Source organism: Ulvibacterium sp. (genome assembly GCF_965248315.1).
Taxonomy (GTDB): domain Bacteria; phylum Bacteroidota; class Bacteroidia; order Flavobacteriales; family Flavobacteriaceae; genus Ulvibacterium.
This window is the reverse complement of the sequence record NZ_CBDFIX010000002.1, coordinates 198400-225080: the sequence shown is the minus strand read 5'-3', so window position 1 is coordinate 225080 and position 26681 is coordinate 198400. Positions and strand designations below refer to the sequence as shown.

The 26681-nt window shown below is 41.7% G+C and carries 22 protein-coding genes and 1 pseudogene; 12 read left to right on the top strand and 11 right to left on the bottom strand.

Annotation, left to right across the window (positions count from 1 at the left end; genetic code table 11):
* Window positions 1-91: 91 nt before the first annotated feature.
* The gene (locus ACP2AF_RS02505) at window positions 92-1681 is read right to left on the bottom strand and encodes a RagB/SusD family nutrient uptake outer membrane protein (RefSeq protein ID WP_425234666.1); all 1590 of its coding nucleotides are present in this window, start codon (window positions 1679-1681) and stop codon (window positions 92-94) included.
* Window positions 1682-1691: 10 nt separating this feature from the next.
* Window positions 1692-4712 carry a SusC/RagA family TonB-linked outer membrane protein gene (locus ACP2AF_RS02500; RefSeq protein WP_425234665.1) on the bottom strand — a complete coding sequence of 1007 codons (3021 nt, stop codon included), beginning with the start codon at window positions 4710-4712 and terminating at the stop codon, window positions 1692-1694.
* A gap of 351 nt (window positions 4713-5063) precedes the next feature.
* Between ACP2AF_RS02500 and ACP2AF_RS02495 the strand changes: the two genes are divergently transcribed.
* The 4 genes and pseudogenes from ACP2AF_RS02495 (at window position 5064) to ACP2AF_RS02480 (ending at window position 11331) form a co-directional block, all read left to right on the top strand.
* Window positions 5064-6101 (top strand): LacI family DNA-binding transcriptional regulator, encoded by a 1038-nt coding sequence (locus ACP2AF_RS02495; RefSeq protein WP_425234664.1) that lies wholly within the window; start codon window positions 5064-5066, stop codon window positions 6099-6101.
* Window positions 6102-6203: 102 nt separating this feature from the next.
* A pseudogene (pgmB, locus tag ACP2AF_RS02490) lies at window positions 6204-6878 on the top strand (beta-phosphoglucomutase).
* 119 nt (window positions 6879-6997) lie between these two features.
* On the top strand, window positions 6998-9319 hold the full coding sequence (locus ACP2AF_RS02485; RefSeq protein WP_425234663.1) for a glycoside hydrolase family 65 protein: 2322 nt from the start codon (window positions 6998-7000) through the stop codon (window positions 9317-9319).
* A gap of 146 nt (window positions 9320-9465) precedes the next feature.
* On the top strand, window positions 9466-11331 hold the full coding sequence (locus tag ACP2AF_RS02480; RefSeq protein ID WP_425234662.1) for an alpha-amylase family glycosyl hydrolase: 1866 nt from the start codon (window positions 9466-9468) through the stop codon (window positions 11329-11331).
* A gap of 61 nt (window positions 11332-11392) precedes the next feature.
* Here the strand turns inward: ACP2AF_RS02480 and ACP2AF_RS02475 are convergent, their stop codons facing one another.
* Complete coding sequence (locus ACP2AF_RS02475) at window positions 11393-11809, bottom strand: hypothetical protein (protein WP_425234661.1); 417 nt, start codon at window positions 11807-11809, stop codon at window positions 11393-11395.
* 193 nt (window positions 11810-12002) lie between these two features.
* On the opposite strand from ACP2AF_RS02475, the gene ACP2AF_RS02470 reads away from it, so the two are divergent.
* The 3 genes from ACP2AF_RS02470 to ACP2AF_RS02460 are packed head-to-tail and all read left to right on the top strand — an operon-like array spanning window position 12003 to window position 14582.
* Window positions 12003-12758 carry a glycerophosphodiester phosphodiesterase gene (locus ACP2AF_RS02470; protein WP_425234660.1) on the top strand — a complete coding sequence of 252 codons (756 nt, stop codon included), beginning with the start codon at window positions 12003-12005 and terminating at the stop codon, window positions 12756-12758.
* On the top strand, window positions 12758-14035 hold the full coding sequence (locus ACP2AF_RS02465; RefSeq protein ID WP_425234659.1) for an NAD(P)/FAD-dependent oxidoreductase: 1278 nt from the start codon (window positions 12758-12760) through the stop codon (window positions 14033-14035). The genes ACP2AF_RS02470 and ACP2AF_RS02465 overlap by 1 nt, the downstream gene beginning before the upstream one ends.
* A 4-nt stretch (window positions 14036-14039) precedes the next feature.
* Entirely contained in the window at window positions 14040-14582 is a 543-nt protein-coding gene (locus ACP2AF_RS02460) for a DUF1697 domain-containing protein (protein WP_425234658.1), read from the top strand.
* A gap of 139 nt (window positions 14583-14721) precedes the next feature.
* On the opposite strand, the gene ACP2AF_RS02455 is transcribed toward ACP2AF_RS02460, so the two are convergent.
* The gene (locus ACP2AF_RS02455; protein WP_425234657.1) at window positions 14722-15195 is read right to left on the bottom strand and encodes a TspO/MBR family protein; all 474 of its coding nucleotides are present in this window, start codon (window positions 15193-15195) and stop codon (window positions 14722-14724) included.
* A 92-nt stretch (window positions 15196-15287) separates the two neighbouring features.
* Between ACP2AF_RS02455 and ACP2AF_RS02450 the strand changes: the two genes are divergently transcribed.
* The 5 genes from ACP2AF_RS02450 (at window position 15288) to ACP2AF_RS02430 (ending at window position 20338) form a co-directional block, all read left to right on the top strand.
* Entirely contained in the window at window positions 15288-16388 is a 1101-nt protein-coding gene (locus ACP2AF_RS02450) for a diphosphomevalonate/mevalonate 3,5-bisphosphate decarboxylase family protein (protein ID WP_425238001.1), read from the top strand.
* A 153-nt stretch (window positions 16389-16541) separates the two neighbouring features.
* The gene (locus tag ACP2AF_RS02445; RefSeq protein ID WP_425234656.1) at window positions 16542-17480 is read left to right on the top strand and encodes a mevalonate kinase family protein; all 939 of its coding nucleotides are present in this window, start codon (window positions 16542-16544) and stop codon (window positions 17478-17480) included.
* A gap of 62 nt (window positions 17481-17542) precedes the next feature.
* A complete protein-coding gene (locus ACP2AF_RS02440; RefSeq protein ID WP_425234655.1) occupies window positions 17543-18448 on the top strand; it encodes a geranylgeranylglycerol-phosphate geranylgeranyltransferase in 906 nt (301 codons plus the stop codon).
* Window positions 18445-19404 (top strand): carbon-nitrogen hydrolase family protein, encoded by a 960-nt coding sequence (locus ACP2AF_RS02435; protein ID WP_425234654.1) that lies wholly within the window; start codon window positions 18445-18447, stop codon window positions 19402-19404. Before ACP2AF_RS02440 ends, ACP2AF_RS02435 begins: the two co-directional genes overlap by 4 nt.
* Before the next feature lie 88 nt (window positions 19405-19492).
* A complete protein-coding gene (locus ACP2AF_RS02430) occupies window positions 19493-20338 on the top strand; it encodes a pseudouridine synthase (RefSeq protein ID WP_425234653.1) in 846 nt (281 codons plus the stop codon).
* A gap of 146 nt (window positions 20339-20484) precedes the next feature.
* On the opposite strand, the gene ACP2AF_RS02425 is transcribed toward ACP2AF_RS02430, so the two are convergent.
* The 7 genes from ACP2AF_RS02425 to proB all read right to left on the bottom strand — a co-directional run bounded on the left by ACP2AF_RS02425 (window position 20485) and on the right by proB (window position 26667).
* The gene (locus tag ACP2AF_RS02425) at window positions 20485-20841 is read right to left on the bottom strand and encodes an endonuclease domain-containing protein (protein ID WP_425234652.1); all 357 of its coding nucleotides are present in this window, start codon (window positions 20839-20841) and stop codon (window positions 20485-20487) included.
* A gap of 139 nt (window positions 20842-20980) precedes the next feature.
* Window positions 20981-22261 carry an argininosuccinate lyase gene (gene argH / locus ACP2AF_RS02420; RefSeq protein ID WP_425234651.1) on the bottom strand — a complete coding sequence of 427 codons (1281 nt, stop codon included), beginning with the start codon at window positions 22259-22261 and terminating at the stop codon, window positions 20981-20983.
* Between the two features lie 82 nt (window positions 22262-22343).
* Entirely contained in the window at window positions 22344-23411 is a 1068-nt protein-coding gene (locus ACP2AF_RS02415; protein WP_425234650.1) for a M20 family metallo-hydrolase, read from the bottom strand.
* 2 nt (window positions 23412-23413) lie between these two features.
* Complete coding sequence (argB, locus tag ACP2AF_RS02410) at window positions 23414-24193, bottom strand: acetylglutamate kinase (protein ID WP_425234649.1); 780 nt, start codon at window positions 24191-24193, stop codon at window positions 23414-23416.
* 14 nt (window positions 24194-24207) lie between these two features.
* Window positions 24208-24957 carry an SDR family NAD(P)-dependent oxidoreductase gene (locus ACP2AF_RS02405; RefSeq protein WP_425234648.1) on the bottom strand — a complete coding sequence of 250 codons (750 nt, stop codon included), beginning with the start codon at window positions 24955-24957 and terminating at the stop codon, window positions 24208-24210.
* 10 nt (window positions 24958-24967) lie between these two features.
* Window positions 24968-25906 (bottom strand): acetylornithine carbamoyltransferase, encoded by a 939-nt coding sequence (locus ACP2AF_RS02400; protein ID WP_425234647.1) that lies wholly within the window; start codon window positions 25904-25906, stop codon window positions 24968-24970.
* Window positions 25903-26667 carry a glutamate 5-kinase gene (proB, locus tag ACP2AF_RS02395; protein ID WP_425234646.1) on the bottom strand — a complete coding sequence of 255 codons (765 nt, stop codon included), beginning with the start codon at window positions 26665-26667 and terminating at the stop codon, window positions 25903-25905. Before proB ends, ACP2AF_RS02400 begins: the two co-directional genes overlap by 4 nt.
* Window positions 26668-26681: the final 14 nt, after the last annotated feature.

Here is a 26681-nt window from a genome sequence, read left to right as displayed (position 1 = left end):
TTTACGTATTTGGACTAATGAAAAAAGGTTTTAGCAAAAAGGGTTGCCCATAAAGAACAACCCTTAAACTTATAAATAATCCCAGTTGATATTAATACCCTGGATTCTGCGTCAAATCTGGTGCTGCATTGATTTGATTTACAGGAATCGGGAACAAATTTCTAAATGCGTCAGCATTGGTTTTTTCCCACCAGGAATCCTGGAATTTACCAAAGCGAATCAAATCGGTCCTTCGGCTGGATTCTTGGAACATTTCCCGACCTCGCTCGGCCAAGAATTCGTCAGCATCAATACTTCCCAAAGTAGAAACTCCTGCTCTTGTTCGTATCGCATTTACATCGGGCAAGGAAAGATTCCAGTCCCCTGCGGCTCGAGCCCTAGCTTCGCCACGCATCAAGTGGATATCTCCAAGTCTAAGTATGGGATAGTCATTGTTCATATCCTGTCTACCTAAAACTTCAAAACTGAACTTCTTCATTCGGGCTCCGCCTTGTCGCAATGCATTGGGTTCCAATTCATTAATTGCCGGAGTATAATTTACTTGAAGGTCGTCGTCGTCAGCGGCAAAGTCGATTAACGGATTTCCGGAGAAATCGGTCTGTGGTCCTACCAAAAAGTTGGCCTCTTTACGTAAATCTCCAGCCTCATAGCTGTTATAAAATTCTTCAAGTGTCACAAAGCCGTTCCAAGGGGCAGCATCCAGACCAAATGTTAACTGGCTTGGGCCATGCAGGGTCATTTGGGCAAAGTTCATTCCACCCCCTCCTACAGAAGCATACTCTATGGAAAAAATGATTTCCGGATTACTTTCATTGTCGGTGGCAAATATTGCGGCATATCCTTCCAAAGTTTCTGGATCGGTCTCCACATCTGGTCGCTTGGCCCGGTTAGCAGTAGTACATCCGGCGGCACATAACTGGTACGGGCCGTTATCTATTACATAAGTGGCCGCCCAATCCGCTTCTTCATAACGGGGGGTTCCCGTGTATACTTCGGCATTCAAATACAGTTTGGCCAAAAGCCCAAGAGCTGCAAATTGGTTGATTCGATAAGGATTTACATCTGTAGTCAATGCACTTGCGGAAAGATCCATACTTGCCGTAACCGCTGAAATACCTAAAGCAGCCAACAATTCGCTCTCTACGAAATCAAAGACTGCACCACGATCGGACTGGGGGGCATCCCCACCTGCGGTGGTAATAAGTTTTACCCTTCCGTATAAATCCAACAATCTGTAGTAAAAGTAAGCGCGCAGAGCTCTTAATTGAGCAGTCTGATTGGCATCTAATGTACCACCATCCAAAGCAATATTACATTCACCGATACCACCATAAGCATCGTTCCAACCTTCGTTGATACGGTCATTCGCTGCATTCCAGGTATGACGGTGTAAGTCGATCCAAATACCACCATCAAACCAGTCACCTCCTTTTTGAGGTACCGCCATATCATCTCCAGGCACACCCTGTAAAGCGAAATGCCCAGAATTCCCCGCACCACCTGCGCGCAATCTCGCAAAGGCAGATAAGAGGGGTCCTCCATCTCCTCCTCCTCCGCTGGTGTCTATTCCATCCACAGAAAATTCCTCCGTGAGGGTATCCTCCAATTCGTCATCGAGATCCGTACAGGAGAAGGCAATGAATACCGTACTGACCAGTGTTAATTTAAAGATTCGTTTCATAGTATTTTTTTTAAAAGTTAACATTCAATCCAATGGTTATGGTCGTTGAGGTAAAATACGCTTCCCGTCGCTCTATCCCTGCAATTAATGGATTAGCCTGTATTTCATCAATCTGATCATCAGGATCATCCCCTAGAAGTTCACCTGCAGGCAAACCACCATCTTGTAAGGAAGGCTCTGGGTCTACACCGCTATAACCAGTGATGGTAAAAAGGTTCTGTGCTGCCAAGGACAACCGTAACCCTTTGATGTAACTGGTTTCCTTGAGGTCAAAGTTATAGCCTATGGACATATTGTCCAAACGTAGGAAATCAGCTTTTTCTACATAATAGTCACTAAACTGGGCAGTTCTAATATCATCCCGTTGCAATTTGGTATTTACAAAGTTATAAGAGGCCTGGGAACCGATAATAGGCTCATAGAAGGCACGGAAACTATTGACCAGACTATGACCAACGACCGCCCTAAAGAAAACATTGGCGTCCCAGTTTCCGAAGGTTACTTGGTTGGTCCAACCGATTTCAAAATCGGGAATACCGTTCCCCAGTACTCGGAAATCCGCGTTATCATCCAAGGCACTACCTTGACCAGTCACCAGTTCCCCATCGCCGTTGATGTCCAATAAGATAGGTGTACCATTGGCATCCACATTTCCAGAGAATACAGGACCCCAAATTTGGCCAACTTCCTCACCTTCCTTAATACGAATAACATTAGTATTGTTTTGCCCAGGGGCTCCTAGGTTTCCATCCACTTGATCACCTTGGGGATTCTCCTCCAAAGTATTCTTGTTATGGGTAAAGATTACCCCCGTGTTATAGGTCAATTTATCATTCCGAATCACATCATAATTGGCAGATAGCTCAAAACCTGTAACCCCTAGTTGCCCAGAATTCTGCCAACGCCGATCAAACCCGTTGTTCTCGGCAGCATCCACATTGGCAAAAGTCACGAAGTCCCGAATATCCCGTATAAAGTAATCCGCTGTGGCCCCAAAGCGGTCCATCGCAAATTCTACCCCAAAGTTGAACTCCGATTTTTCTTCCCATTTTAAATCGGGATTGGCGGCTCGCCCATTGTCTTGGGTAGTGGCAGCGCCACTTTGTCCATCAGCCCCATTCTGTACATTGAATATCTGTTGGTACAAACCAACCGCTGGTGGGATGGCTCCCGTAAGTCCCCAACCGGCACGGACCTTTAGCAAATTGACATTGGGCAATTCCAAGTACTTATTTAAATCGGCCCCGGCACCAACGGCAGGGAAGATACCCCATTGATTTTCGGTACCAAAGCGACTTGATCCCTCACGGCTAATGGAGGCATCAAAATAGATGGCATCATCATAGGTCATGTTCAAGCGACCAAAGAAACGGATGATACGATCGCCATCCTCTCTTCCGCTATCAGCTTCAATACGACCCGCTTCCAAAAGGTCCTGGGCGGCATTGATATTGTTGCTGAAATCAAAATCGACCCCTGCAGGAAAATCTCCGATTTGAAAGTAGTTATAGTTGAAATCGTTTTCCTGAAAGGAATATCCCGCCGTGACTGTAAAATTAAATTTATCCGCAAAGCTATTGGTATAGGCTGCATAACCTTCCAGAAGTCTAAACCGACGTTCCGAATTCCCAAAATCGGCACGCCCCCTACGGGTAGGGCTTAAGGCATTACCTCTCCAATATCCTGTGGTTGGGTAGTATATGTTGGCATCCTCTTTAATATTCTGAGCCGCATAATTTAGGTTTACCGTAAGGTTGTCCGTAACTCGATAATTCAAATTTACCCCATAGTTCAAAGTAGTGGCAAAGCGGTCATTGCGATTCAGTTCCGCTATGGCTACCGGGTTGAAACTGTCAAAGAGCCCTAAGGTCTCAAAGTACCCTCCAAATTGGGCAGAGTTAAAAGGGAAAGGTGCATCATCTCCAAAAACGGGAGCCGTTGGGTTGTAACTGGTGGCATAACGCAAAGCCTCGTTAAAGCCGATTTGCGAATCCCGTTGCGTAAAGGCGGCATTAACGTCAATTTTTAATTTGTCATCGAATAATAATCCCGTAAAATTGGTACGGAAGTTAAATTGCTGAAATCCGGAGTTAATTAGGATATTATCGGTATCCCTAATGTTTGCAGCTACCCTGTAATTAAAGCTTTCCCCTCCACCGGAGGCTGCTATATTATGAACTTGGGCAATTCCCGTTTGGGTAACTTCATCCCTCCAATCGGTATCACTGCCCAAATCATTACCACCTACGGCCAAAAACTCACCACGATCCATAATCTCGATTTGATTGGCTATGGTAGAGACTCCAAGCTGACCATTATAGGAAACCCGCAAAGGTTGCCCGGCCTTTCCTCTTTTGGTAGTGACCACGATTACCCCGGCAGAACCTCGGGAACCATAGATAGCCGCAGCAGAACCATCCTTTAATACGGTAATGTTCTCAATATCCGCGGGATCCACACTATTCAGGGAACCTCCCAGGATACCGTCAATGACGACCAAAGGTTGTTGGTTACCCCCAACCGTGGAGATACCCCTTAACCGGATAACGGGTTCTTGGTTAGGATTTCCACCCCGGTTTACCACACTTAGACCGGCAACCTTACCTTGTAACAACTGGGTCGGCTCTTGGACGACCCCCTGGTTAAAGTCTTCGGTACTGACACTGACCACCGAAGAGGTAATCTCCTTTTTTGCCTGGCTACCATAACCTACAATGACCACCTCATCCAATGCTTGGGCATCTTCTTGTAGAACTACCTCAATGGTAGTTTGCCCGGCAACGGGAATTTCTTGGTTGCTATAGCCTATATAGCTAAAGACCAAAATTGCATCATCATCCAATCCGTCTATGGTATAATTACCGTCAAAATCGGTCTGTGTACCGTTGGTCGTTCCCTTTACCACGACACTGGCCCCGGGTAAGGGACCAACGGCATCGGAAACCGTACCGGATACTTCCTGTGCCTGCGATAAACCAAAGCACAAAAGTGCCCCAGCCATTACAAGGCTTCTTAATAGCGTAATCTTCATAAATAGCTAATTTTAAGTTGAGTTAATTTATAATCGAAAGTTAAAAATATGTAAAATAGTTGTTAATATCCTATCATAACAAAATCAAGCCCTACGAAAACGGTTTCGTGTTAATAACTTTTTTAAAATATTACAATCTTAAATAATGCTTTGTTAAATTATACTATTCGTAGTATTGACCAAAAATAGTGATAAAACCGCAATTTTTGTCAAATATAGCATATTTTGTTTTTTGCCCTGTTTTTAAGAATAAGTCTATTTCCAAGATGTTATTGTTAAAAAATAACATTTCTTTAAGAGTTGCATCTTTAATGATTATTTTTCTTTTTTTAACGGAATTAAAGCTGCATTTTGAAACGAAAAATTACACTTAAGCATATTGCCCGGGAACTGGAGGTTTCCATTTCCACGGTCTCGAAGGCCTTAAAAAATAGCGAGGAGATAAGCAGGGATACCAAAGAGAAAGTCCAGGCCTTTGCAAAGCTTTATAACTACAAGCCCAATAATGTGGCCATTAGCCTTAAGAATAAGCGTACGAAGAATATTGGCGTTATTATTCCGGAGATTGTCCACCATTTTTTTACAACGGTCTTTAGAGGGATAGAGCAATATGCCAATCAAAAAGGATACAATGTAATCGTATGCGTTTCCGACGAATCCTTCGATAAGGAAGTCATTAATATGGAGCTATTGGCCAACGGTAGTGTGGACGGTTTTATAATGGCCTTGTCTGCAGAGACCCAACTTAAAAACGACTACAATCATTTAAAGGAGGTTACGGAACAAGGTATTCCATTAGTACTTTTTGATCGTATTGCAGATGAGGTGGCTTGTGACAAGGTTTTGATAAACGATAGGGAAATTGCAAGGCAAGCGGTAGACAAACTTCTGGATCAGGGAAGAAAGAGAATCGCCCTGGTGACAACGGACAACTACCTAAACGTAAGTAATAAACGCGCAAGGGGTTATTTTGATGCATTGGAGGAAAGAAATAAGGCAATTGATGAAAGTCTCATTATAAAATTACCCTATACCTATTTGGGCATGGACAAAGTGCCCATCCAAGCTTTTTTTGAAAAAGAGAAAGTGGATGCTGCATTTTGCGTTAATGAAATGTTTGCGGTCCATTGTATGCGGGTGGCACAGGACATGGGGTTAAAAATTCCCAAGGATATCTCTTTTATCGGATTTACCGATGGAATACTCTCCAAATATGCGAGCCCTACCTTAACTACAGTGGCACAACATGGACAGCAAATGGGGGAAATAGCAGCAAAAATGTTAATAGAACGGGTGGAGCAGGAAAATGAAGATGATGAAGAGGAGGTATTCCAAACCAAGGTTATTGAAGCAACCTTAATAGAAAGGGATTCCACCATAAATGGCTAATGGCAATCTTTTATACGCTAAAATTACGTAAACTTCATGTGCCGAATAAACCCAGAACCAAACTTCTAAGTTATTTTAGCAACCAACTAAAAAACTAAACCCATGAACAATACCCCTGGATTTATCTTCGATTTGGATGGTGTAATCGTAGACACAGCTAAGTATCACTATTTGGCATGGAAGAATTTGGCGGACGAGTTAGGTATAGAATTTACCAAGTAGGATAATGAGCGTTTTAAAGGGGTAAGCCGCAAAAGATGTTTGGAAATCCTTTTGGAAATGGGCGGTGTAGAAGCTTCGGAGGAACAGTTCAATGCCTGGCTTCTAGAGAAAAATGAGGATTACTTGGCTTATATAGACACTATGGACGAAACCGAAATATTGCCCAATGTTCCTAAGGTCTTACAATTCCTAAAGACCAATAATATTCCTATGGCCCTTGGGTCTGCAAGTAAAAATGCCAAACCTATTTTGGAAAAAGTAAACTTATTATCGTATTTTGATACGATTGTGGATGGCAATGAAGTATCCAAGGCAAAGCCCGATCCTGAGGTTTTTATCATAGCTTCCGAAAAATTGGGCACAAAACCAGAACATTGTGTGGTGTTTGAGGACGCCTTGGCAGGAATAGAGGCTGCGAACAGTGCAGGAATGATTAGTATTGGTATTGGAGATGCCGAAATACTTTCCAATGCCAAATTCAATTTTATCGATTTCACAGAAATTGATGATGATTTTTTAAACACCTTGTTGGAAGGAGCATCAAACAATGATTAACTAGCTAAGTTTATCGGTCCAAATTATACGGGTTGCACTTTAGATAATGGACAATTCCCCCTGAACTGTTTAAATTTCATGCTACATACCCAATAACAAATAGGAAAAGAATGTAAAAAATGAATCAAGATTATATTAGACCAAATGAATGGTCTATCATAGAGGAAGGGTTTGATAAGGAAAATGTAAAGGCATCCGAAAGTTTGTTCAGTATAGGAAACGGGGCTATGGGGCAGCGTGCCAATTTTGAGGAACACTATTCGGGCCCTACTTTTCAGGGAAGTTATATTGCCGGTGTCTATTATCCGGACAAGACCCGGGTCGGTTGGTGGAAAAACGGGTATCCCGAATATTTTGCAAAAGTATTGAATGCCCCCAATTGGATCGGGATAAATGTACTTCTAAATGGGGAGCCTTTTGATTTGAATACTTGTAAAAAGGTAGATGATTTCCGTAGGGAACTTAATATGCAGGAGGGTTGGTACCAAAGGTCTTTTAGGGCAGTAACCTCCGGTGATGAAACTATAGATGTAAAAGTCACGCGATTTCTAAGCCTTGACTTGGACGAGGTGGGGGCCATAAAATTTGAAATTTCCCCTATTGACAATGACCTGAAGATTACCTTCAATCCATATTTGGATAGTGGCATTACCAATGAGGATAGCAATTGGGACGATAAGTTCTGGAATACTACGAATGTTGTATCCGAAGGCAATCAGGCTTTTATCGAAGCACATACCATGAAGACCCATTTTGCTACCTGTACCTTTATGGAAGCACAGCTGTACCACGAAGGAAAAAAAGTAGATTTTGCTCCGTTGGAAGTTAAGAAGGAACTCTGGGTAGGTCATGAATACGTTCAAGAAGTAAAAAAAGGGGAAAGTGCATCCCTGGTTAAGTTTGGGGGATATACTGTTTCTACAAACCATAAACCTGAGGAATTGGTCCAAGCGTCCAAGCGTGTTTTGAAAAAGGCTACTGATCTAGGGTTTGAGGCATTATTGGATAAGCAAAGGAAGGCTTGGTTCAAAATATGGGAAATGAGCGACATTACCATTTCGGGGGATATAAAAGCACAACAGGGCATACGATTCAATATTTTTCATTTGAACCAGACCTATCTCGGTACGGATTCGCGCCTAAACATAGGTCCAAAGGGATTCACCGGTGAAAAGTATGGCGGAAGTACCTATTGGGATACGGAGGCCTATTGTATCCCTTTTTATATGGCTACAAAAGATCAGAAAGTAGCCCGTAATCTTTTACAATACAGATATAATCATCTGGAGAAGGCTATTGAGAATGCCCAAAAATTAGGGTTTAGTGATGGAGCGGCCCTTTATCCCATGGTTACTATGAACGGTGAGGAATGCCACAATGAATGGGAAATAACCTTTGAGGAAATCCATAGGAACGGAGCCATAGCCTTTGCCATTTATAATTATTTCCGCTTTACCGGAGACTATAGTTATATTCCCGAAATGGGATTGGAAGTTTTGATTGGCATTGCACGTTTTTGGCACCAGCGCGCTAATTTTTCCGAACAAAAACAAAAGTATGTAATATTAGGCGTAACCGGGCCAAACGAATATGAGAATAATGTTAATAATAATTGGTATACCAATTATATTGCCAGATGGTGTATCAACTATACCCTGGAACAATTACAAAAGGTAAAGGAAGGATACCCGGATGATTATGATAGGATAATTGGCCTTACCAAGTTAAAGGATGCGGAAACCGACGAATGGGAACTGGTGGCAAAGAACATGTACTTTCCATATTCCGAAGAGCACGGAATTTTTCTTCAGCAAGATGGGTTCTTGGACAAGGAGTTGATTACGGTTGCCGAGTTGCCCAAGTCCCAAAGACCTATCAATCAAAAATGGAGTTGGGACCGAATTTTAAGATCCCCTTACATTAAACAGGCCGATACACTTCAGGGATTTTACCTTTTTGAAGATCAATTTACCTCGGAAGAGCTCGAAAAGCATTTCGATTTTTACGAACCTTTTACCGTACATGAATCCTCCTTATCCCCTTGTGTACATAGTATTCAGGCAGCCAAATTGAATCGTATGGAACAGGCGTACCAATTTTATCTTCGGACATCACGTCTAGATTTGGACGATTATAACAAAGAGGTGAAGGAAGGCCTCCATATTACCTCAATGGCGGGTACTTGGATGAGTATCGTGGAAGGTTTTGGTGGGATGCGGATTGTAGACGACAAATTGTCCTTCACGCCTCGGATACCGAAACAATGGGAAGGGTATTCCTTCAAAATCAACTTTAGGCATCGAATTCTTAAGGTTACCATAACCAAAAAGGAAGTCAAATTTGTTTTGGAAGGTAAGGAAGACATGTCCCTTCGCGTTAACGGGGAGCGATTGGTAGTCTCACCTAATACCGAAACCACTTTCGAAAATCAACTTGTTTAAAACTCACAATAACTACACTCTGTGTACGATTAAAATAAATTCATGAGAGAACGAGTGCAACGAGTGCCCGCCTGCCGCATGCAGGGTTGCACGGGTTCTTAAATTTTAAGACAGCTTATTTTCAGTTGGTTAAAAATTTTAAACACATGAAAAATTGTTTGATCCTTATCCTGGTTTTTATGGGGTGGGGCTGCAAGCATGAGCAAAAACAGCCAGAGCATATGCACCAGGAAAAGACAGAAACAAAAAAGGAGGTAGTCTACCAGGTTTTTACACGTCTGTTTGGCAATACAAGCACCAATAACAAACCTTGGGGTACTTTGGAAGAAAACGGTGTGGGCAAGTTCAGAGATTTTACGGAACGGGCGTTGAAAGAAATCAAAGACTTGGGAGTAACCCATATATGGTATACCGGTATTCCCCACCACGCCTTGGCGACAGATTATAAGAAATACAACATATCAAATGACGACCCTGACGTGGTAAAAGGTCGCGCTGGATCACCCTACGCCGTAAAGGACTATTACAATGTAAATCCCGATCTGGCGGAAAATCCAGAAAAGCGGTTGGAAGAGTTCAAGGCACTGATCAATCGTACGCATAAAGCTGGGCTTAAGTTGTTGATCGATATTGTTCCCAACCATGTAGCCCGCAATTATGAAGGTAGGTCTACACCTGAGGGGTCAGAGCCTTTTGGAGTTTCAGATGACACCTCGTTGGAATACAAGCGCAACAATAATTTTTATTACATACCTGACAGTGTTTTTAAGGCCCCAAGATGGGAAAATGGATACCTGCCTCTAGGTGGCGATTATCATCCATTGGCTGATGGGCATTTTGAGGAAGTTCCTGCCAAATGGACTGGAAATGGCTCACGGTTGGCCCAGCCCCATTTTAATGATTGGTATGAGACCATTAAAATTAATTATGGCGTACGCCCGGATGGATCTTATGATTTTGATGTACTGCCGCAGGATTTTGGATCCAAAGACCATACGGCACATTTTCAATTTTGGAAGGATAAGGACGTTCCGGATTCTTGGGTGAAGTTTAAGGACATTGCCCTATATTGGCTGGATATGGGCGTTGATGGATTTCGATTTGATATGGCCGAAATGGTTCCAGTCGAATTTTGGAGCTATATGAACAGTCATATTAAAGTTAGAAATCCGGACGCATTTCTACTGGCGGAAGTATACAATCCGCAATTGTATCGCGATTATATCCATAAAGGGAAGATGGATTATCTCTATGACAAGGTAGAGATGTATGACTCGCTCAAGCATATTATGCAGGGCCATGGTTGGACGGATCATATTCCGGTAGTAAAAAAAGGAACGGCCGATATAGCGCACCATTTATTGCATTTTCTTGAAAACCATGATGAACAGCGTATCGCCAGCCCCGATTTTGCCGGAGATGCTCAAAAAGGAAGACCGGCCATGGTCGTGTCCGCAACAATGACTTCGGCGCCCCTAATGATTTACTTTGGTCAGGAAGTTGGTGAGCCCGCCCAGGAAAATGCGGGCTTTGGCAGTCCTACACGGACCTCTATTTTTGATTACATCGGAGTGCCCCACCACCAACGTTGGGTAAACGACAAAAAATTTGACGGAGGACAATTATCGGAAGATGAGCGTGCATTGCGCGATTTTTACAAAAGATTGCTAAACTTTACCATTAATAGCACAGCCCTTATGGGCGAATATCAGGATATCCATTTCTATAACAAGGAAAACTCGGAAGGATATGACCATAGAGTATTGTCCTATGTAAGATGGTCCGATTCCGAAAGACTGATTGTAGTTTCAAATTTTGAGGCTCACGATTCCCGTGTTTTTCAGCTTAAAATTCCGTCGGAAATTGTTCAAGAATGGGACTTGGAAGAGGGAGGCCATGAAGTTATTGATATGTTGTACGGAAGTACCCATACCCTAAAAGTAGTGGACGGGATAGGTAAATTGGACGTTTCACTAGACCCGTTGCAATCTTATATCTTTAGAGTTGAATGATTTTGCAATCAATAAAGGCCTCCTTAAGAGACCTTTACGTTTGTAAGAAGTAAATATTCAGCTATTTCACTTTTTTGTAGATCAAACCTACCAAAAGCCCCATAACGGCATAGAAAACAATATAGATAAATCCGTTTACCAAAGATCCGGTCATGTCCAGAAAGTTGGTGGTGGCATGATTGATAAGTCCATCCCCAAATCCTACTAAAATACCTGCCCAAATGCCATACTTTAGACCGTCCATTGGAGAATAACTATCAGAACCCCAATTCCTAAAGATGCTGGAAAAGGCAAAGGCTTGGACAAGGCAACCAAAGGCCAAAAGTCCAAAATCAGGCATTTCCTTGCCAACACCGGTGGCCGTACCCAAATGGTTGTTCATGAAATCTTCCGCTAAAATACCCCAGAACAGAAAGCCGCCCATGAAGGACCATATAGCGGCTACAATCGTCGAAATTAAATTAGTTTTTGTAAACATAATTTTGATTTTTAATTGGTTGTTGTACACTAAATATATTGAAAAATCTGAAATAGGAAGTATTAAATGCTGTTTATGTAATTGATTTTGTGTGATTTACCAGTATTTTCAAGAAGTCATTTTTGCTTTTTCCTTAGGATTCTTTTTATGGATTCTAAGTGTACGGTAGTATATTTGTGCCAAAAGGAGGTTTATGAAAAATGGTAGCCGATTTATCGCGATATTGGTGTTGATAATTGTACTACAAAGTTGCAATGATATGAAAGAGCCGTTGGTCATTGGCCATAGGGGAGCTATGGGCCATGAGACTGAAAACACCCTAGCTTCCATACAAAAGGCCCTGGATCTAGGTGTTGACATGATTGAAATAGATGTATTCAAAATTACTAGTGGCGAGACCGTTGTGTTCCATGACGACACGGTAAATCGTCTTACGAATGGAGGAGGCAATATCGAGGAATACGAAATAGAAGAGCTTGGAAAGCTTATAGTCCAAGGCAATCATAAAATTCCCTTGTTACACGATGTTTTGGAAATTATCAACAACAAAGTCCGCTTAAATATAGAGTTAAAAGGAGCGGATACGGCCGATTCGGTAAATGCTATAGTCAATCACTATGTAGAACAAAAAGAATGGGTGCTGGATAATTTTATCATATCCAGCTTTCGTTGGGGTGAGCTCAAAAGAACGCGTGAACTCAATTCGAGAATCCCCATAGCCATACTTACCTCGGATAATCCATTGGATGGCCTACCTATTGCCAAAGAATTGAATGCTGAGGCCATTAACCCCAATTATCGGGAATTGAATCTTGAAATTACCAAGGAAATCCAAAATGCGGGCTTCAAGGTCTATCCTTGGACCGTTAACGAACCTGAAGACATTGCTAGAATGAAACAAATAGGTGTCGATGGAATTATAACCAATTATCCAGAGCGCGTAAATTAATGTATGACGTTATCATTATAGGTGGTGGAGCTGCCGGGTTCTATGCCGCCATCCAAATTGCGGAATCTGCTCCTGACTTAAAAATCGTTATCCTGGAAAAGGGAAAAGAGGTACTTTCCAAAGTAAAGGTTTCGGGTGGGGGCAGGTGCAATGTAACCCATGCGGAGTTCGACCCTAATGAACTGGTAAATAGCTATCCCCGTGGAAGTAAAGAACTACTGGGGCCCTTTCACAAACATGGTACGGGAGATACGGTAGCTTTTTTTGAGGAAAGAGGTATCCAATTGAAAATTGAACCGGATGGCCGAATGTTTCCCATAACGGATTCCTCACAAACCATCATTGAGTTTTTTCAAAGAGAAACGGAACGTTTGGGAGTAAAAGTGTTGAAACATAGTGCAGTGACCGATATAGTACCCCTTAATTTAGAGAATGACGAAAAAGCTTGGGAGGTAACCACCATAAAAGGAAAGTATACATCTAAAAGAATACTTGTAGCCACTGGGAGTAATCCTAAAATATGGAAGTTATTGGAAAACTTGGGACATACTTTGGAACCTGCCGTACCCTCGCTTTTTACATTCAATATAAAGGATGAGCGCATTTCCGGCATACCCGGTGTCAGTACCTACGCCAAGGTAGAGCTATTGAAAAGAACATTTAACCCGAAAATCACAATAAAACTGAGCAGCGAGGTATCGGATGAGGCTCTTTTGGTTTCTGAGGGCCCTTTATTGATTACTCATTGGGGAATGAGCGGCCCAGCCATCTTGAAATTATCGGCTTGGGGGGCAAGGATTTTAAATGAATATGGTTATCGATTTAGAATCAGGGTCAATTGGTTGCCCGATTATCATAAAGGCGCTGTGCTACCTTTATTGCTGGAAATTAAGGATATGGAAGCAAAAAAGACCGTACTTCGTACAAAGGCCGTGGATATTCCCCGTCGCCTGTGGACTAATTTGGTAAGAGCGTCCGGATTAAATGGTGATACCAAATGGGCCGATGCTTCCAAGAAACAATTGCAACTGTTGGCGGAACAACTCACCGAATGCGAGTTTTTGGTCGAAGGAAAGAGTACCTTTAAGGAAGAGTTTGTGACTGCCGGAGGGATAGACTTAAAAGAAATCAATTTTAAAACCTTTGAAAGCAAAGTTTTGCCCAATCTTTATTTCGCTGGAGAAGTGATAAACGTGGATGCCATTACAGGTGGATTCAACTTTCAAAATGCTTGGACCGGAGCTTTTATTGCGGCCCAGGGAATTATAGGTAAATAAACCAATGTATACTTATATCATCTTATTGCGGGGTATAAATGTTAGCGGCCAAAAGAAAATGAAAATGGACGCTTTACGAACGCTGCTTGAAAAACTCGGTTTTCAAAATGTAGCTACTTATATCCAGAGCGGCAATATTGTTCTTCAAGCCAAAGATGCAAGTATCCGAAACTTGGAAGATATAATTGGAGATGAAATTCGGGAACATTTTGGATTTGATGTACCTATTTTGGTTAAATCCAAAACTGATTTGGAAAGGATAGTTAAAGAAAATCCTTTTAAGGATGCAATAACCTTGGAAGGTAACCGACTCTATTTCGTATTGTTGAAAAGTGTTCCTGAACAAATCCTTGTGGAATCTCTTGCACAAGAGACGTTTGAAAATCAAGAATTTAGGATTACCGATAGTTGTGTTTATCTATGGTGCAAAAATGGCTACGGCAAAGCAAAATTGGACAATAACCTTCTTGAGAGAAAATTGAAGGTACAGGCCACAACCAGAAATTATAGAACTATGTTGAAATTGTTGGAGATGGTAAAAGGGTAAACCTAGGAAGTTTAGGACAAACAAAAGGGCTTTTAGCATTTTCCAAATCCAGGTTTTTACTTTTATCAGACATCGGACATCGGACATCGGACATCGGACATCGGACTTGTCGTGCAGAGCGTAGTCGAAGCACCGGACATCAGTTCAATTCCCAAATTTTATAATTCAGCAAAGTAGCGAAACACACCCATAAGAAGTAGGGAATTAATAAATATGCTGCTAATTTACTTACTACTTTAAACCACCTTATGGTAAGGGCCAATAGAATGAGCAAGGACAAAATCACGATCAAGGCCCAAAAAGGATTTTTCAATCCGAAGAAGACAATACTCCATGCACCGTTAAGCAACAATTGAAATCCAAAATGGTACAATGCCGTTTTCACCCAAAGATGATGAAGCCCTTTGGCCCATACAAGTCCTGCTGCAATGCCCATTAGAACGTATAACAGGGTCCAAACCGGGGCAAAAATCCAATTGGGGGGATTGAAGCTAGGTTTTTCCAAGGTGAGGTACCAGTCGTTTACCGAACTTTGGGTGGCAAAGCTGGATAGGAAGCCAATCACAAGGCAAGCACAAACGGCTATACCAATATGTACTAGTTTTCTTTTCAATTTAGTTGGGTATTCCCCTAAAATAGCGATTTATTTTAATTGCCCATGTTGAAAGGAGGCTAAAAACTATCTTTGCGCAAAACAAGATGTCCGTGATAGAAAACGACTTTGTTCCCAAAGGTTATACTTCTCAGAGTGAGAGGGGGAAGGTAACATGGAAAGCACCTAGTAACATCGCTTTGGTAAAATATTGGGGTAAGAAGGAAAATCAGATTCCTGCCAACCCTTCCCTGAGTTTTACATTGGATGCCTGTAGCACGACTACCACACTTTCCTATATAAAAAACAAAGACAGTGAAGGATCAGGTTTTTCCTTCGAGCTTTTTTTTGAAGGTAGGCCCAAAGATGATTTTAGACCTAAAATAGAGTCATTTTTTAAGCGTACTGAGTACTATCTCCCTTTTTTGAAGGACTATCACTTTAAAATAGAAACCTCTAATTCCTTTCCCCATAGCAGTGGGATAGCTTCATCTGCAAGTGGAATGGCGGCCCTCTCTCTTTGCCTTATGGACCTGGAAAAACAACTTGACCCTGAAATGGATACGAATTTCTTGTATCAAAAAGCTTCCTTTCTGGCCAGGTTGGGGTCGGGAAGTGCTTGTAGGAGTATTGAGGGAGACCTTATTCAATGGGGTGCGCATTCGGAGGTTCAAGGAAGTTCGGATATATATGGAATACTATATCCGTTTGAGGTACACAAGGTTTTCAAAAACTATCATGATACCATTTTGCTGGTAGACAAGGGTAAAAAACAGGTGAGCAGTACTGTAGGACACAATTTGATGCAAGGTCACCCCTACGCTGTTCAACGTTTTGAACAAGCACATCAAAATATAGCCAAGCTGAAACCGATTTTTGCTGATGGAAATCTGAAGGAATTTATCAATATCGTGGAAAGCGAGGCTTTAACCTTACATGCTATGATGATGACCAGTGAACCTTATTTTGTGTTGATGAAGCCCAATACGTTGGAAATCATCAATAAAATATGGGAGTTTAGAAAGAAATCCAAAAGTCATCTATGCTTTACATTGGATGCCGGAGCCAATGTCCATGTGTTATATCCCGAATTTGAAAAAGAAAAAGTCCATCAATTTATTAAAAATGAGCTGATTGTATTTTGTGAAAAGGAGCAGTATATTTGTGATCGAATTGGATTTGGTGCGAAAAAATTAAAAACCGCCAATGGATAATTAATATTGATAAACAACGTTCTTTAACGACGGATAACGTCGTAAAGACGAGGAGTTTTGATTTCATAGTTGATAATGTTTATCTTTATGAAGATTTGACTGAACAAAAAAAGATAATTTGTGATGTTAAACATTCATTATTTAAGTTACTAAATGAAAGGACCGCTGTTTTATTCCAAGATTCTCCTTTTTGGGGAATATGGCATTATAAAGGATTCCAAAGGGCTTTCCATTCCTTATAACTTCTTTAAAGGTGCTCTAAAGACGGATGATAATCCATCTGTAACCGCCAAGGAATCCAATCAGAACCTTAGAGAGTTTACAGGTTATTTGGAGATGGTGACCAAAAATAGCCCTGACCTGGTTTCCTTTAATTTTGATGCGTTGAAGAACGATGTAAATGCGGGAATGTATTTTGATAGTTCTATCCCCCAAGGCTATGGTGTAGGTAGCAGCGGGGCTTTGGTTGCGGCCATTTATGACAAATACGCAGAACATAAGATTACAGTTTTGGAGAACCTAACTAGGGAAAAGCTGTTGAAATTGAAGACCATATTTGGAAAAATGGAGTCATTTTTTCATGGTAAATCATCCGGCCTTGATCCCCTGAATAGTTATTTGAGTCTTCCAATCCTGATAAATTCAAAAGACAATATAGAATCGACCAGTATTCCTTCACAAAACAAAAAGGGCAAAGGAGCTGTGTTTCTCTTGGACAGTGGTTCTACAGGCGAGACCGCGCCTATGGTACAGTTGTTCATGGAGAAAATGAAGCAGGAAGGTTTTAGGAATATGCTTAAGAACCAATTTATAAAACATACGGATGCCTGTGTGGAGGATTTTATCAATGGGAACGTAAAATCCCTTTTTAAAAACCTAAAGCAATTGTCCCATGTAGTCTTGGACAATTTTAAACCCATGATTCCGGCCAAATTCCATCAACTTTGGAAACAGGGAATTGAGACCAATGCCTATTATTTAAAGCTTTGTGGTTCAGGTGGTGGTGGTTATATCTTGGGCTTTACCCAAGATATAGAGAAGGCTAAAAAAGCTTTGAAAGGTTACAATTTGGAAGTGGTATACAACTTCTAGTACCAAATTTATTCGGATTCCATACGATATTTTGGCGCTGGTTTAGTGCAAAATCCCAAAACATGCTTAATAGACGAAACAAGCTCTTACTATTAAAGTTATTGAGTTTGTTCTCCGTTGTGCGGGGTTACAACATTTTAATGATAGGGCTGGCCCAGTACTTGGCCTCGATTTATATTTTATCCCCGGACCTCCCTTTGCGCAAAGTTATTTTTGATTTCAATCTTTTTGCCATCGTTCTGGCCTCTGCATTGGTCATCGCTTCAGGCTATATCATAAACAACTTTTATGATGCCGAGAAAGACCTTATCAACAAACCAAGGAAAAGTATGCTGGATCGTTTGGTAAGCCAACGATTTAAGTTGACCACTTATTTTGTGCTTAATTTTTTGGCCGTATTTGCGGCAAGCTATGTTTCATTTAGAGCGGTATTCTTTTTTTCTGCCTATATTTTTGGTATTTGGTTTTATTCCCACAAACTAAAACGGGTGCCGTTTATAGGTAATTTCGTTTCGGCGACTTTGGCCATAGCTCCATTTTTTGTGGTATTTGTGTATTACAAAAATTTTGAAGCTAGTATTTTTGTCCATGCCATGTTCCTCTTTCTATTGATTCTGGCTCGTGAAATGATCAAGGATTTGGAGAATATGGCTGGTGATGTAGCCCAGAATTACCGTACCATTCCCATTTTATACGGAACAAGGGTTTCCAAGGCTCTAATTAGTATTTTGATCTTGCTTACCTTGTTACCTGCTATTTTACTTATCTATTTTTTTGATGTCGGATATATGTATCTCTACTTCATCGGCTCTATATTTCTGATGATTCTGTTTTTGGGAATGCTATGGAGAGCAAAAACCAAGCTGCATTATGTTGGGCTTCATAACATCCTGAAATTTATTATTATTGCTGGTGTCTTCAGTATATTGCTCATAGATATTGACCTTGTATTAAACCGGATTTTATGATAGACAACCTTTTGAAAGTTGCCATGGCCCAGATTGCTCCTATTTGGTTGGATAAGGAGGCAACTCTTCAAAAAGTTGAGCAAACCATTCTACAGGCTGCAAAAGAACAGGTAGAATTACTGATTTTTGGTGAAGCTCTGCTACCGGGATACCCTTTTTGGTTGGCATTGACCGATGGTGCCACTTGGGATTCCAAGGTGAACAAGGAACTGCATGCCCATTACATGAGAAATGCCGTTCAAATGGAGGAGTTAGGGTCTATTTGTAAATTGGCCAAGGATAATCACATGTCTCTATATTTAGGGGTAATAGAGCGGGCCAAAGATCGTGGTGGTCATAGTCTATACTGTTCCTTGGTCTACATTGATGCCCAAGGAGAGATCAAATCCGTACATAGAAAATTACAGCCCACCTATGATGAGCGTTTAACCTGGGCTCCGGGTGATGGTAATGGACTGCAAGTACATCCGTTGAAGCAATTTACCGTAGGCGGGCTCAATTGTTGGGAGAATTGGATGCCCCTGCCCAGAACGGCACTATATGCACAAGGTGAAAATTTGCACATTGCGGTTTGGCCGGGTAATGATCATAATACAAAGGATATAACACGTTTTATTGCAAGGGAATCCAGAAGTTATGTAATTAGTGTCTCTTCTTTGATGGGGAGGAAAGATTTTCCCGAACGTACACCCCATCTTGAAAAAATACTGGAAAAGGCTCCAGAAATCTTGGCCAATGGTGGCTCTTGCATTGCCGCCCCTAATGGAGACTGGATTGTTGAACCCGTTTTACGTATAGAGGGCCTTATAATTGAAACCTTGGATTTTAACCGGGTATATGAGGAACGCCAGAATTTTGACCCATCAGGGCATTACTCCCGCCCGGATGTAACCAAATTGATTGTGAATAGGGAAAGACAATCTGCAGTAGTGTTTAGGGACAGGAATACTTCATAAAGACAAACGACTTTTTATGGATAGATTACTTCATTGTATCTGTAACGAATAGTAGAGGAAAGCACTACCTTTGCCCAAATTAGAGTTTATGGGCCAATCGGATTTCAATAGAGGTAGAAAATCTCAAAGTAGTAAACAGGGATGGACAAATAAAAAGAAAAGCAAGCCAAGAGTTAGTGCACCTATCAAAAAGAACGGTTCGCAAAGACAACCTATAAATCCGGATTTAATCCGTTTAAACAAATATGTGGCCAACTCGGGGGTATGTACCCGTAGGGAAGCGGATGTTTACATTGCTTCTGGAAATGTTACCGTAAACGGAAAACCTATTACTGAAATGGGCCATAAAGTACGATTAAGTGATGAGGTACGTTTTGATGGCCGTTTGCTTAATCCAGTCAAAAAAGAATATGTGCTGCTGAACAAACCGAAGGATTTTACGGTCACTACCCGAAATGAAAAAGGAAAGCGGACGGTATTGGGACTTATCTCCAATGCCTCAAAATCGGAGCTTTTACCTGTCGGAAAATTACAGAAGGAAACCACCGGACTTTTATTGTTCACCAACGACACTGATCTGACCTTGCGTTTGAATAGTCCCAAAAATGGACTCCGTAAAATTTATCATGTAGAATTGAATAAAAACCTGCGAAGTATTGACTTAAAGAAGATACAGGAGGGAATGACCATAGATGAAAAAATCGTACGGGTACATGATATCAGTTTTGTGGAGAATGCTCCTAAAAATCAGGTAGGTATTGAAATCTTCAGTACACGCAACAATATTGTACACCGGATTTTTGAGGAACTGGGCTATGAAATTGTAAAATTGGATAGGGTAATCTATGGCCCTTTGACCAAAAAGGATTTACCTAGGGGGCATTGGCGGTATTTAACAGAGCAAGAGGTAATTAATTTGGGGATGATTAAATGAGTACTTAATTGGGGCTCCTTCCCTTGATTAAGGGAAGGTGGATTCCAAATCCATGATTTGGAAGACGGAAGGGATGGTTTTTCCACCCTTTCCGTCAGCGCAAAGCACTGACACCTTTCCCTAACCAGGGAAAGGAGCTCTTACCTTTATTTTTTGAAATTATCCTGTATTTCCTGGAGTACTGAAGTCAAATGATCAAAGACCATTTTGTTCTCAAATCGGATGACCCTGTAGTTTAGGTTTTCCAGATATTTCGTTCTTTTTTCGTCTTTTTCCGCTGCGACGGAATTATTATGAACTTCTCCATCAAGCTCAACAATGAGCCTTTCCGAGGCACAATAAAAGTCAACGATATAATTGCCAATACTATGTTGACGTCTAAACTTGCGACCGGCTAATTTTTTGTGTTGCAAATATTTCCAAAGAAAAGCTTCGGCAAGGGTCAGATTTTGCCTTAGTTCCTTGCGACGATTCCTTAGCTCTGGTTTATTATGCTTCTTCAAATTACAAGTTTTACGGTTCCTTCCCTTAATCAAGGGAAGGTGGATTCCAAATCCATGATTTGGAAGACGGAAGGGATGGTTTTTCCACCCTTTCCGTCAGTGCTTTGCCGAACTAGGGAAAGGAGTTTAGGCTATTTGGTTACAGGATTTTTTCCATCTTCGCCCGGATTTCCTCCAAACACAAATTCCCTAAACTACCTTCATGGGAATGCGAAATGTCCCGTTTGGGTTTGAAGTTTCCCGATTCAATTTCTTGCCCCATCTTTTTGTAGGCGTCTCGAAAGGGCATTCCGTCCTGTACCAGTTCATTTAGGGTGTCCACACTAAAGAGGTAGTCATACTTGGGGTCTTCCAGAATATGGGTATTGACGTTGATTTCCTTTAAGCTAAATGTCAATATCTCAAGACAAGCCTTCGTATCCTGTACGGCCGGAACTGTGATTTCCTTAACCAATTGCAGGTCCCTATGATACCCACTGGGCAAATTATTGATAACTAGGGCCAGTTGATTGGGAATGGCCTGAATCTTATTGCATTTGGCCCGTACCAACTCAAAGACATCCGGATTTTTTTTGTGCGGCATAATACTGCTTCCCGTCGTCAATTCATCCGGAAAAGAAATGAAGTCAAAATTTTGGCTCATGTATAGACAAATGTCCATGGCCAATTTGGACAGGGTAGAGGCGATGCTCGCTATACCAAAAGCAGTGGCTTTTTCTACTTTTCCTCGACCCATTTGGGCAGCCACCACATTGTACTTTAAGGTTTCAAAACCCATTTCTTCTGTGGTAAAACTTCGATCTAGAGGAAAAGAACTACCATAGCCCGCGGCACTCCCCAACGGATTTTGATCAACTATTTTGTAGGCGGCCTCAATAAAATACAGATCGTCGATCAGCGTTTCTGCGTAGGCGGAAAACCAAAGTCCAAAAGAAGAAGGCATGGCAATCTGCAAGTGTGTATAGCCCGGCAACAAAACTTCCTTGTGTTTTTCGGCCAGATCTAATAAAAGGTTGAATAACACCTTAGTCTGACCTTTAATCGTGGTAAGTTCATCCTTCAGATAGAGATGCATGGCTACCAAAACCTGATCGTTTCGAGATCGGGCCGTATGGATTTTTTTTCCGGTATCCCCCAGTTTTTCGGTGAGTAAAAATTCAATTTTGGAATGCATATCCTCAAAGGAATCCTCGATTGTAAAGGAACCCTCTTCAATAGTTTTTGCAATGGTATCCAGTTCAGTAATCAGTGCTTTCGTTTCCGTATCGGTCAACAGCCCTATTTTGCCCAGCATCTTGGCATGGGCCTTGGAGGCAATAACGTCGTACTTTGCCAATACCAAATCCAATTCCCGATCATTGCCTACAGTGAATAGGTCTATTTTCTTATCGGTACTAAAACCTTTATCCCAGAGTTTCATATTTAAAGTATCAAATTCAAGTTCAAACGTCAAGTTCAAATACAGTTTTCTTGTATTTTGTATTTGATACTTGTATTTGAGTTTAGTTTCTTAAAAATCCTTCCAAAATTTGAATATACAGGTCAATTCCTTCCTCAATTTCCTGTACATAAATAAATTCATCCGCCGAATGGGAACGCGTACTATCACCAGGGCCCAATTTCATGGATTGACAGCTTAATGCCGCTTGATCGGACAAGGTAGGCGAACCATAGGTTTTCCGTCCCAACGCAACTCCCGATTGTACCAAAGGGTGGTTTTTATCAATTGCCGAGGAATTTAAGCGCAATGAACGTGGCTTAAGTTCACAAGGAGCTTCCTTAATCAGAATATCTGCGATTTCCTGATTGCTATAGGCATCGTTGACCCGAACATCAATGACCAGGTCTACATGGCCTGGAACAACATTATGCTGATTTCCAGCATTGATCTGGGTTACCGTCATTTTCGTCTCACCCAGAGCGTCAGAAACTTTTTTGAACCTATAATTTTTAAACCATTCCAATACTGGGATGGTATTGTAAATTGAGTTGTTGTCGTTGGGGTGTGCGGCATGGGACGGGGTTCCTTGGATGGATGCATCGAAAACTACCAAGCCTTTTTCTGCAATGGCCAGATCCATTAAGGTGGGCTCACCAACAATGGCTACATCAATTTTGGGAAGATTGGGAAGTAATCCCCGTAAACTATTTTGCCCCGCATTTTCTTCCTCCGCCGAGGCGACCATCAAAAGATTGTGGGACAGTCCTTCCATGGAATAGAAATAAGCAAACGTTGCCAACAATGAGACCAAAGCTCCTCCGGCATCATTGCTACCCAGCCCGTATAATTTTCCATTTTCTATATGGGCGTGGAAAGGATCTTTGGTATAGGCAGAATTTGGTTTTACGGTATCGTGGTGGGAGTTCAAGAGCAAAGTGGGCTTAGAATTATCCCAATGTTTATTTTTTGCGTAAACGTTATTGTTATCACGTTCAAAAGGAATAGTAAAAGAGGTAAACCAAGCTTCCAATGCGGAAGCCGTACCTTCCTCCTCTCCTGAAAAAGAAGGAATGGATATCAACTTCATTAATAGGGCTATTGCTTTTTCGGTAAGTTTGGATATCTCCATATTTATAAGGTTAAGGTAGTATAAAGATCAGGTTCCGAATCGATCATAGAAATATCACCAATACAGACTTTATAAACATTCTTTTGAAGTGCATGAAAGCAATTTTCCAGTTTGGGCAACATACCCTCGGAAATAATGTCTTTTTCCCGCAACTCCATATAGGTTTTGGAATCAATGGTTTTAATAACCGAATTGTCGTCGGCCATATCCGACAGTACGCCCTTCTTTTCAAAGCAATAGTAAAGGGTAGTCTCATAGCCATGGCCCATTCCTATGGCAATTTCCGAAGCAATGGTATCGGCATTGGTATTCAACAACTGCCCTTTGCCATTATGGGTAAGCGCACAGAAAACGGGAACAAACCCCGAGATTAACAAATTTGAAATCGACTCGGTATTTACATCATCCACATCCCCTGCAAAACCATAATCGATATTCTTTACAGGTCTTTTATGTGCACGGATTGCATCGGCATCCGCACCACTTAGCCCAATGGCATTACAGGCCAATGCCTGAAGTTGTGCCACAATCGTTTTATTGGTAAGACCTCCATACACCATGGTAACCACCTCTAGACTTTCTGCATCGGTGATTCTCCTTCCTCCGGCCATTTTTGGGGTTATCCCCATTTTTTTTAGGATCTGGGTCGCTTTCTTTCCGCCTCCGTGTACCAAGATTTTAGGACCCTCCATTTTGGCGAACAGGTTTAGAAAAGCGGAAAGTTCTTCCTTGTTTTCTATGACATTACCCCCAATTTTTACGATCGCCAGTTTGGATTTCATATTCTCGATTCAAGTTAAGTATTTAGAATGCCTCCATCAATAGTCATTGCACTGCCCGTAATCCAGGAAGAATCCTCGGAAACCAGGAAAAGGGCCAATTTTGAAATATCCTCAGGAGTACCCAATCGATTCAAAAGGGTAGTCTTGCCGGCATTTTCCACAGCAGTTTCGGGGTCTTCAAAAGCCTTGGCCGAATCCCACAATAATGGGGTATCTACCGGTCCGGGACAAATAGCATTGACCCTAATTTTAGGCCCATATTCAACGGCCATTTGTTTCATTAAGGCCAATGATGCGGCTTTTGAAGCACAATAAGCTGGGTGATTGGGAAAGCTTTTGAAGGCCGCAATGGAGGAATTGATTAGTATATTGCCCTCTCCTTTTAACAAATGGGGAATGGCGTATTTGGATAAGTAAAAAATAGCGCTAAGATTGGTGTCCAACGTTTTTTGCCATTCTGCCAAATCCAGTTCAACCACATTGCCCAAGCCCAGAATTCCCGCATTGATGGAAAGCACATCCAATTTTCCGAAATTATTAATGGCAGCCTGCACCAATTTTTCATTATAGGGAGGCTCACTTACATCACCTGGGATGAAAACAGCTTCCTTGAGCTCTGTGGCCAATGCATTTCCTCTTTCCGTATTCCGCCCTGAAAGAACAAGTTTTGCCCCTTCTTCAGAAAAGGTCTCTGCTATGGATTTCCCCATTCCGCTTGTGGCCCCGGTAATGATACAGACTTTGTCCTGTAGTTTATGTGGCATTTTTTATTCCTTAAATTTCTTCCAGAATTTTTTTCAAAACGATTTGTGCCGAATAAGTTCTATTATTGGCCTGTTCTACGACCAAGGACTGATGGCCGTCCAAAACCGCATCTTCCACTACCACATTCCTCCGCACCGGAAGGCAATGCATAAATTTTGCCTTACCCAGTTTTTCCTGGGTAATCATCCAGTCCGGACCTTGTTGTAATACCCGCCCATATTCCAAATAACTGCTCCAATTCTTAACATACACGAAATCGGCATCCTTCAAAGCTTTGTTTTGATCGTATTCTATTTGGACACCATCCGTAATTGCTGGATTTAATTCATAACCTTTGGGATGCGTTATAATGAATTCCGCTTGTTGTTGCCGCATCATTTCTACAAAGGAATTGGCTACTGCGTGGGGTAAGGCCTTGGGGTGTGGTGCCCATGAAAGTACCACCTTGGGTTTAGCAATCTTACTGTGTTCGGCCAGGGTAATGGCATCCGCCAAAGCCTGTAAGGGGTGCCCTAAGGAGCTTTCCATATTTAGTATGGGAACCGAGGCATAGGCTGCAAACCCGTTCAGGACCAATTCCGCTTCATCCTTCTCCTTGTCCTTTAGACCGGCAAAAGCTCTAATGGCAACTACATCACAGTATTGGGAAACTACTTGGGCCGCTTCCTTGATGTGCTCGGAAGTCCCTTGATCCATAATAGTACCATCTTGATATTCCAGTGCCCATCCTTCTTTCCCAAAATTCATGACCATTACATCCATTCCCAAATTCAAAGCCGCTTTTTGGGTGCTTAAACGTGTCCTAAGACTGTTGTTGAAGAACAACAATCCAAGAGTCTTGTTCCTACCCAAGTCCTTGGACGCGAAAGGGCTTTTTTTCAGGGTCCTTGCCTCGGACACTAGACTGGAAAGGGAATCGATTTCAGTTATGGAAAGGAAATGTCTCATTGTTTAATTTTGGTAAAGTTTCCGATTCCTTTTAAGGAATCCGTTATAAAATTGTCCTTTAGTCCGTTTACGATCCAAGTCTCGATGCCCGAATGCTGTGCTATGGTGGCCGCTTCTATTTTTGAATGCATACCACCAGTGCCGTGTGTCGATTTTAACGTGCTGATTTCCTGTTTTAAAGTACCGATTCCGGATACGGAAGCTATGGTCTCCGGAGTATCATTTTCCAAGGATACTTTGGTATAGATGCCATTGGTGTTGGTAGCGATAATGAGCAGATCTACCTGAAGTAACGCCGCCGTTAAAGCGGCCAATTTATCATTATCGCCAAATTGGATCTCGTCTGCGGCTACCGTGTCATTTTCATTGATTATGGGAATAAAGTTATTGGATACCAATACGTTTATAGTGTTTTTGATATTGGCCTTGGCATCCGGATTTTCAAAATCCGAATACGATAACAAACATTGTGAGGTAAATAGCCCCAACTCCCTAAAATTCTCCTGAAAGATTCGCATTAAGTGAGGTTGACCAATAGCAGCCAAAGCCTGTTTTACATTAATTTCCGCTCCATTGTGCTCCAATTTCACGAATTGTTTGGCCGCGGCAATGGCTCCTGAACTCACGACAATGAATTCATAATCATCCTTTAAAGTTGCTATTTGCCTCCCGATATCCTCCACTTTTCCACGGGAAATCTGATTGGTTTCCTTGGTCAAGGTATTGGTCCCTATTTTTAATAGGATTCGCTTTTTGCCCATAGTCTTCTTTTTAC

What these genes read in the sequence shown, in the direction of transcription:
- ACP2AF_RS02505 (WP_425234666.1), bottom strand. Translation starts at nt 1,681, where the DNA reads ATGAAACGAATCTTTAAATTAACACTGGTCAGTACGGTATTCATTGCC.
- ACP2AF_RS02500 (WP_425234665.1), bottom strand. Translation starts at nt 4,712, where the DNA reads ATGAAGATTACGCTATTAAGAAGCCTTGTAATGGCTGGGGCACTTTTG.
- ACP2AF_RS02485 (WP_425234663.1), top strand. Translation starts at nt 6,998, where the DNA reads ATGAATCAAGATTATATTAGACCAAATGAATGGTCTATCATAGAGGAA.
- ACP2AF_RS02480 (WP_425234662.1), top strand. Translation starts at nt 9,466, where the DNA reads ATGAAAAATTGTTTGATCCTTATCCTGGTTTTTATGGGGTGGGGCTGC.
- ACP2AF_RS02475 (WP_425234661.1), bottom strand. Translation starts at nt 11,809, where the DNA reads ATGTTTACAAAAACTAATTTAATTTCGACGATTGTAGCCGCTATATGG.
- ACP2AF_RS02470 (WP_425234660.1), top strand. Translation starts at nt 12,003, where the DNA reads ATGAAAAATGGTAGCCGATTTATCGCGATATTGGTGTTGATAATTGTA.
- ACP2AF_RS02465 (WP_425234659.1), top strand. Translation starts at nt 12,758, where the DNA reads ATGTATGACGTTATCATTATAGGTGGTGGAGCTGCCGGGTTCTATGCC.
- ACP2AF_RS02460 (WP_425234658.1), top strand. Translation starts at nt 14,040, where the DNA reads ATGTATACTTATATCATCTTATTGCGGGGTATAAATGTTAGCGGCCAA.
- ACP2AF_RS02445 (WP_425234656.1), top strand. Translation starts at nt 16,542, where the DNA reads ATGAAAGGACCGCTGTTTTATTCCAAGATTCTCCTTTTTGGGGAATAT.
- ACP2AF_RS02440 (WP_425234655.1), top strand. Translation starts at nt 17,543, where the DNA reads ATGCTTAATAGACGAAACAAGCTCTTACTATTAAAGTTATTGAGTTTG.
- ACP2AF_RS02435 (WP_425234654.1), top strand. Translation starts at nt 18,445, where the DNA reads ATGATAGACAACCTTTTGAAAGTTGCCATGGCCCAGATTGCTCCTATT.
- ACP2AF_RS02430 (WP_425234653.1), top strand. Translation starts at nt 19,493, where the DNA reads ATGGGCCAATCGGATTTCAATAGAGGTAGAAAATCTCAAAGTAGTAAA.
- argH (WP_425234651.1), bottom strand. Translation starts at nt 22,261, where the DNA reads ATGAAACTCTGGGATAAAGGTTTTAGTACCGATAAGAAAATAGACCTA.
- ACP2AF_RS02415 (WP_425234650.1), bottom strand. Translation starts at nt 23,411, where the DNA reads ATGGAGATATCCAAACTTACCGAAAAAGCAATAGCCCTATTAATGAAG.
- argB (WP_425234649.1), bottom strand. Translation starts at nt 24,193, where the DNA reads ATGAAATCCAAACTGGCGATCGTAAAAATTGGGGGTAATGTCATAGAA.
- ACP2AF_RS02405 (WP_425234648.1), bottom strand. Translation starts at nt 24,957, where the DNA reads ATGCCACATAAACTACAGGACAAAGTCTGTATCATTACCGGGGCCACA.
- ACP2AF_RS02400 (WP_425234647.1), bottom strand. Translation starts at nt 25,906, where the DNA reads ATGAGACATTTCCTTTCCATAACTGAAATCGATTCCCTTTCCAGTCTA.
- proB (WP_425234646.1), bottom strand. Translation starts at nt 26,667, where the DNA reads ATGGGCAAAAAGCGAATCCTATTAAAAATAGGGACCAATACCTTGACC.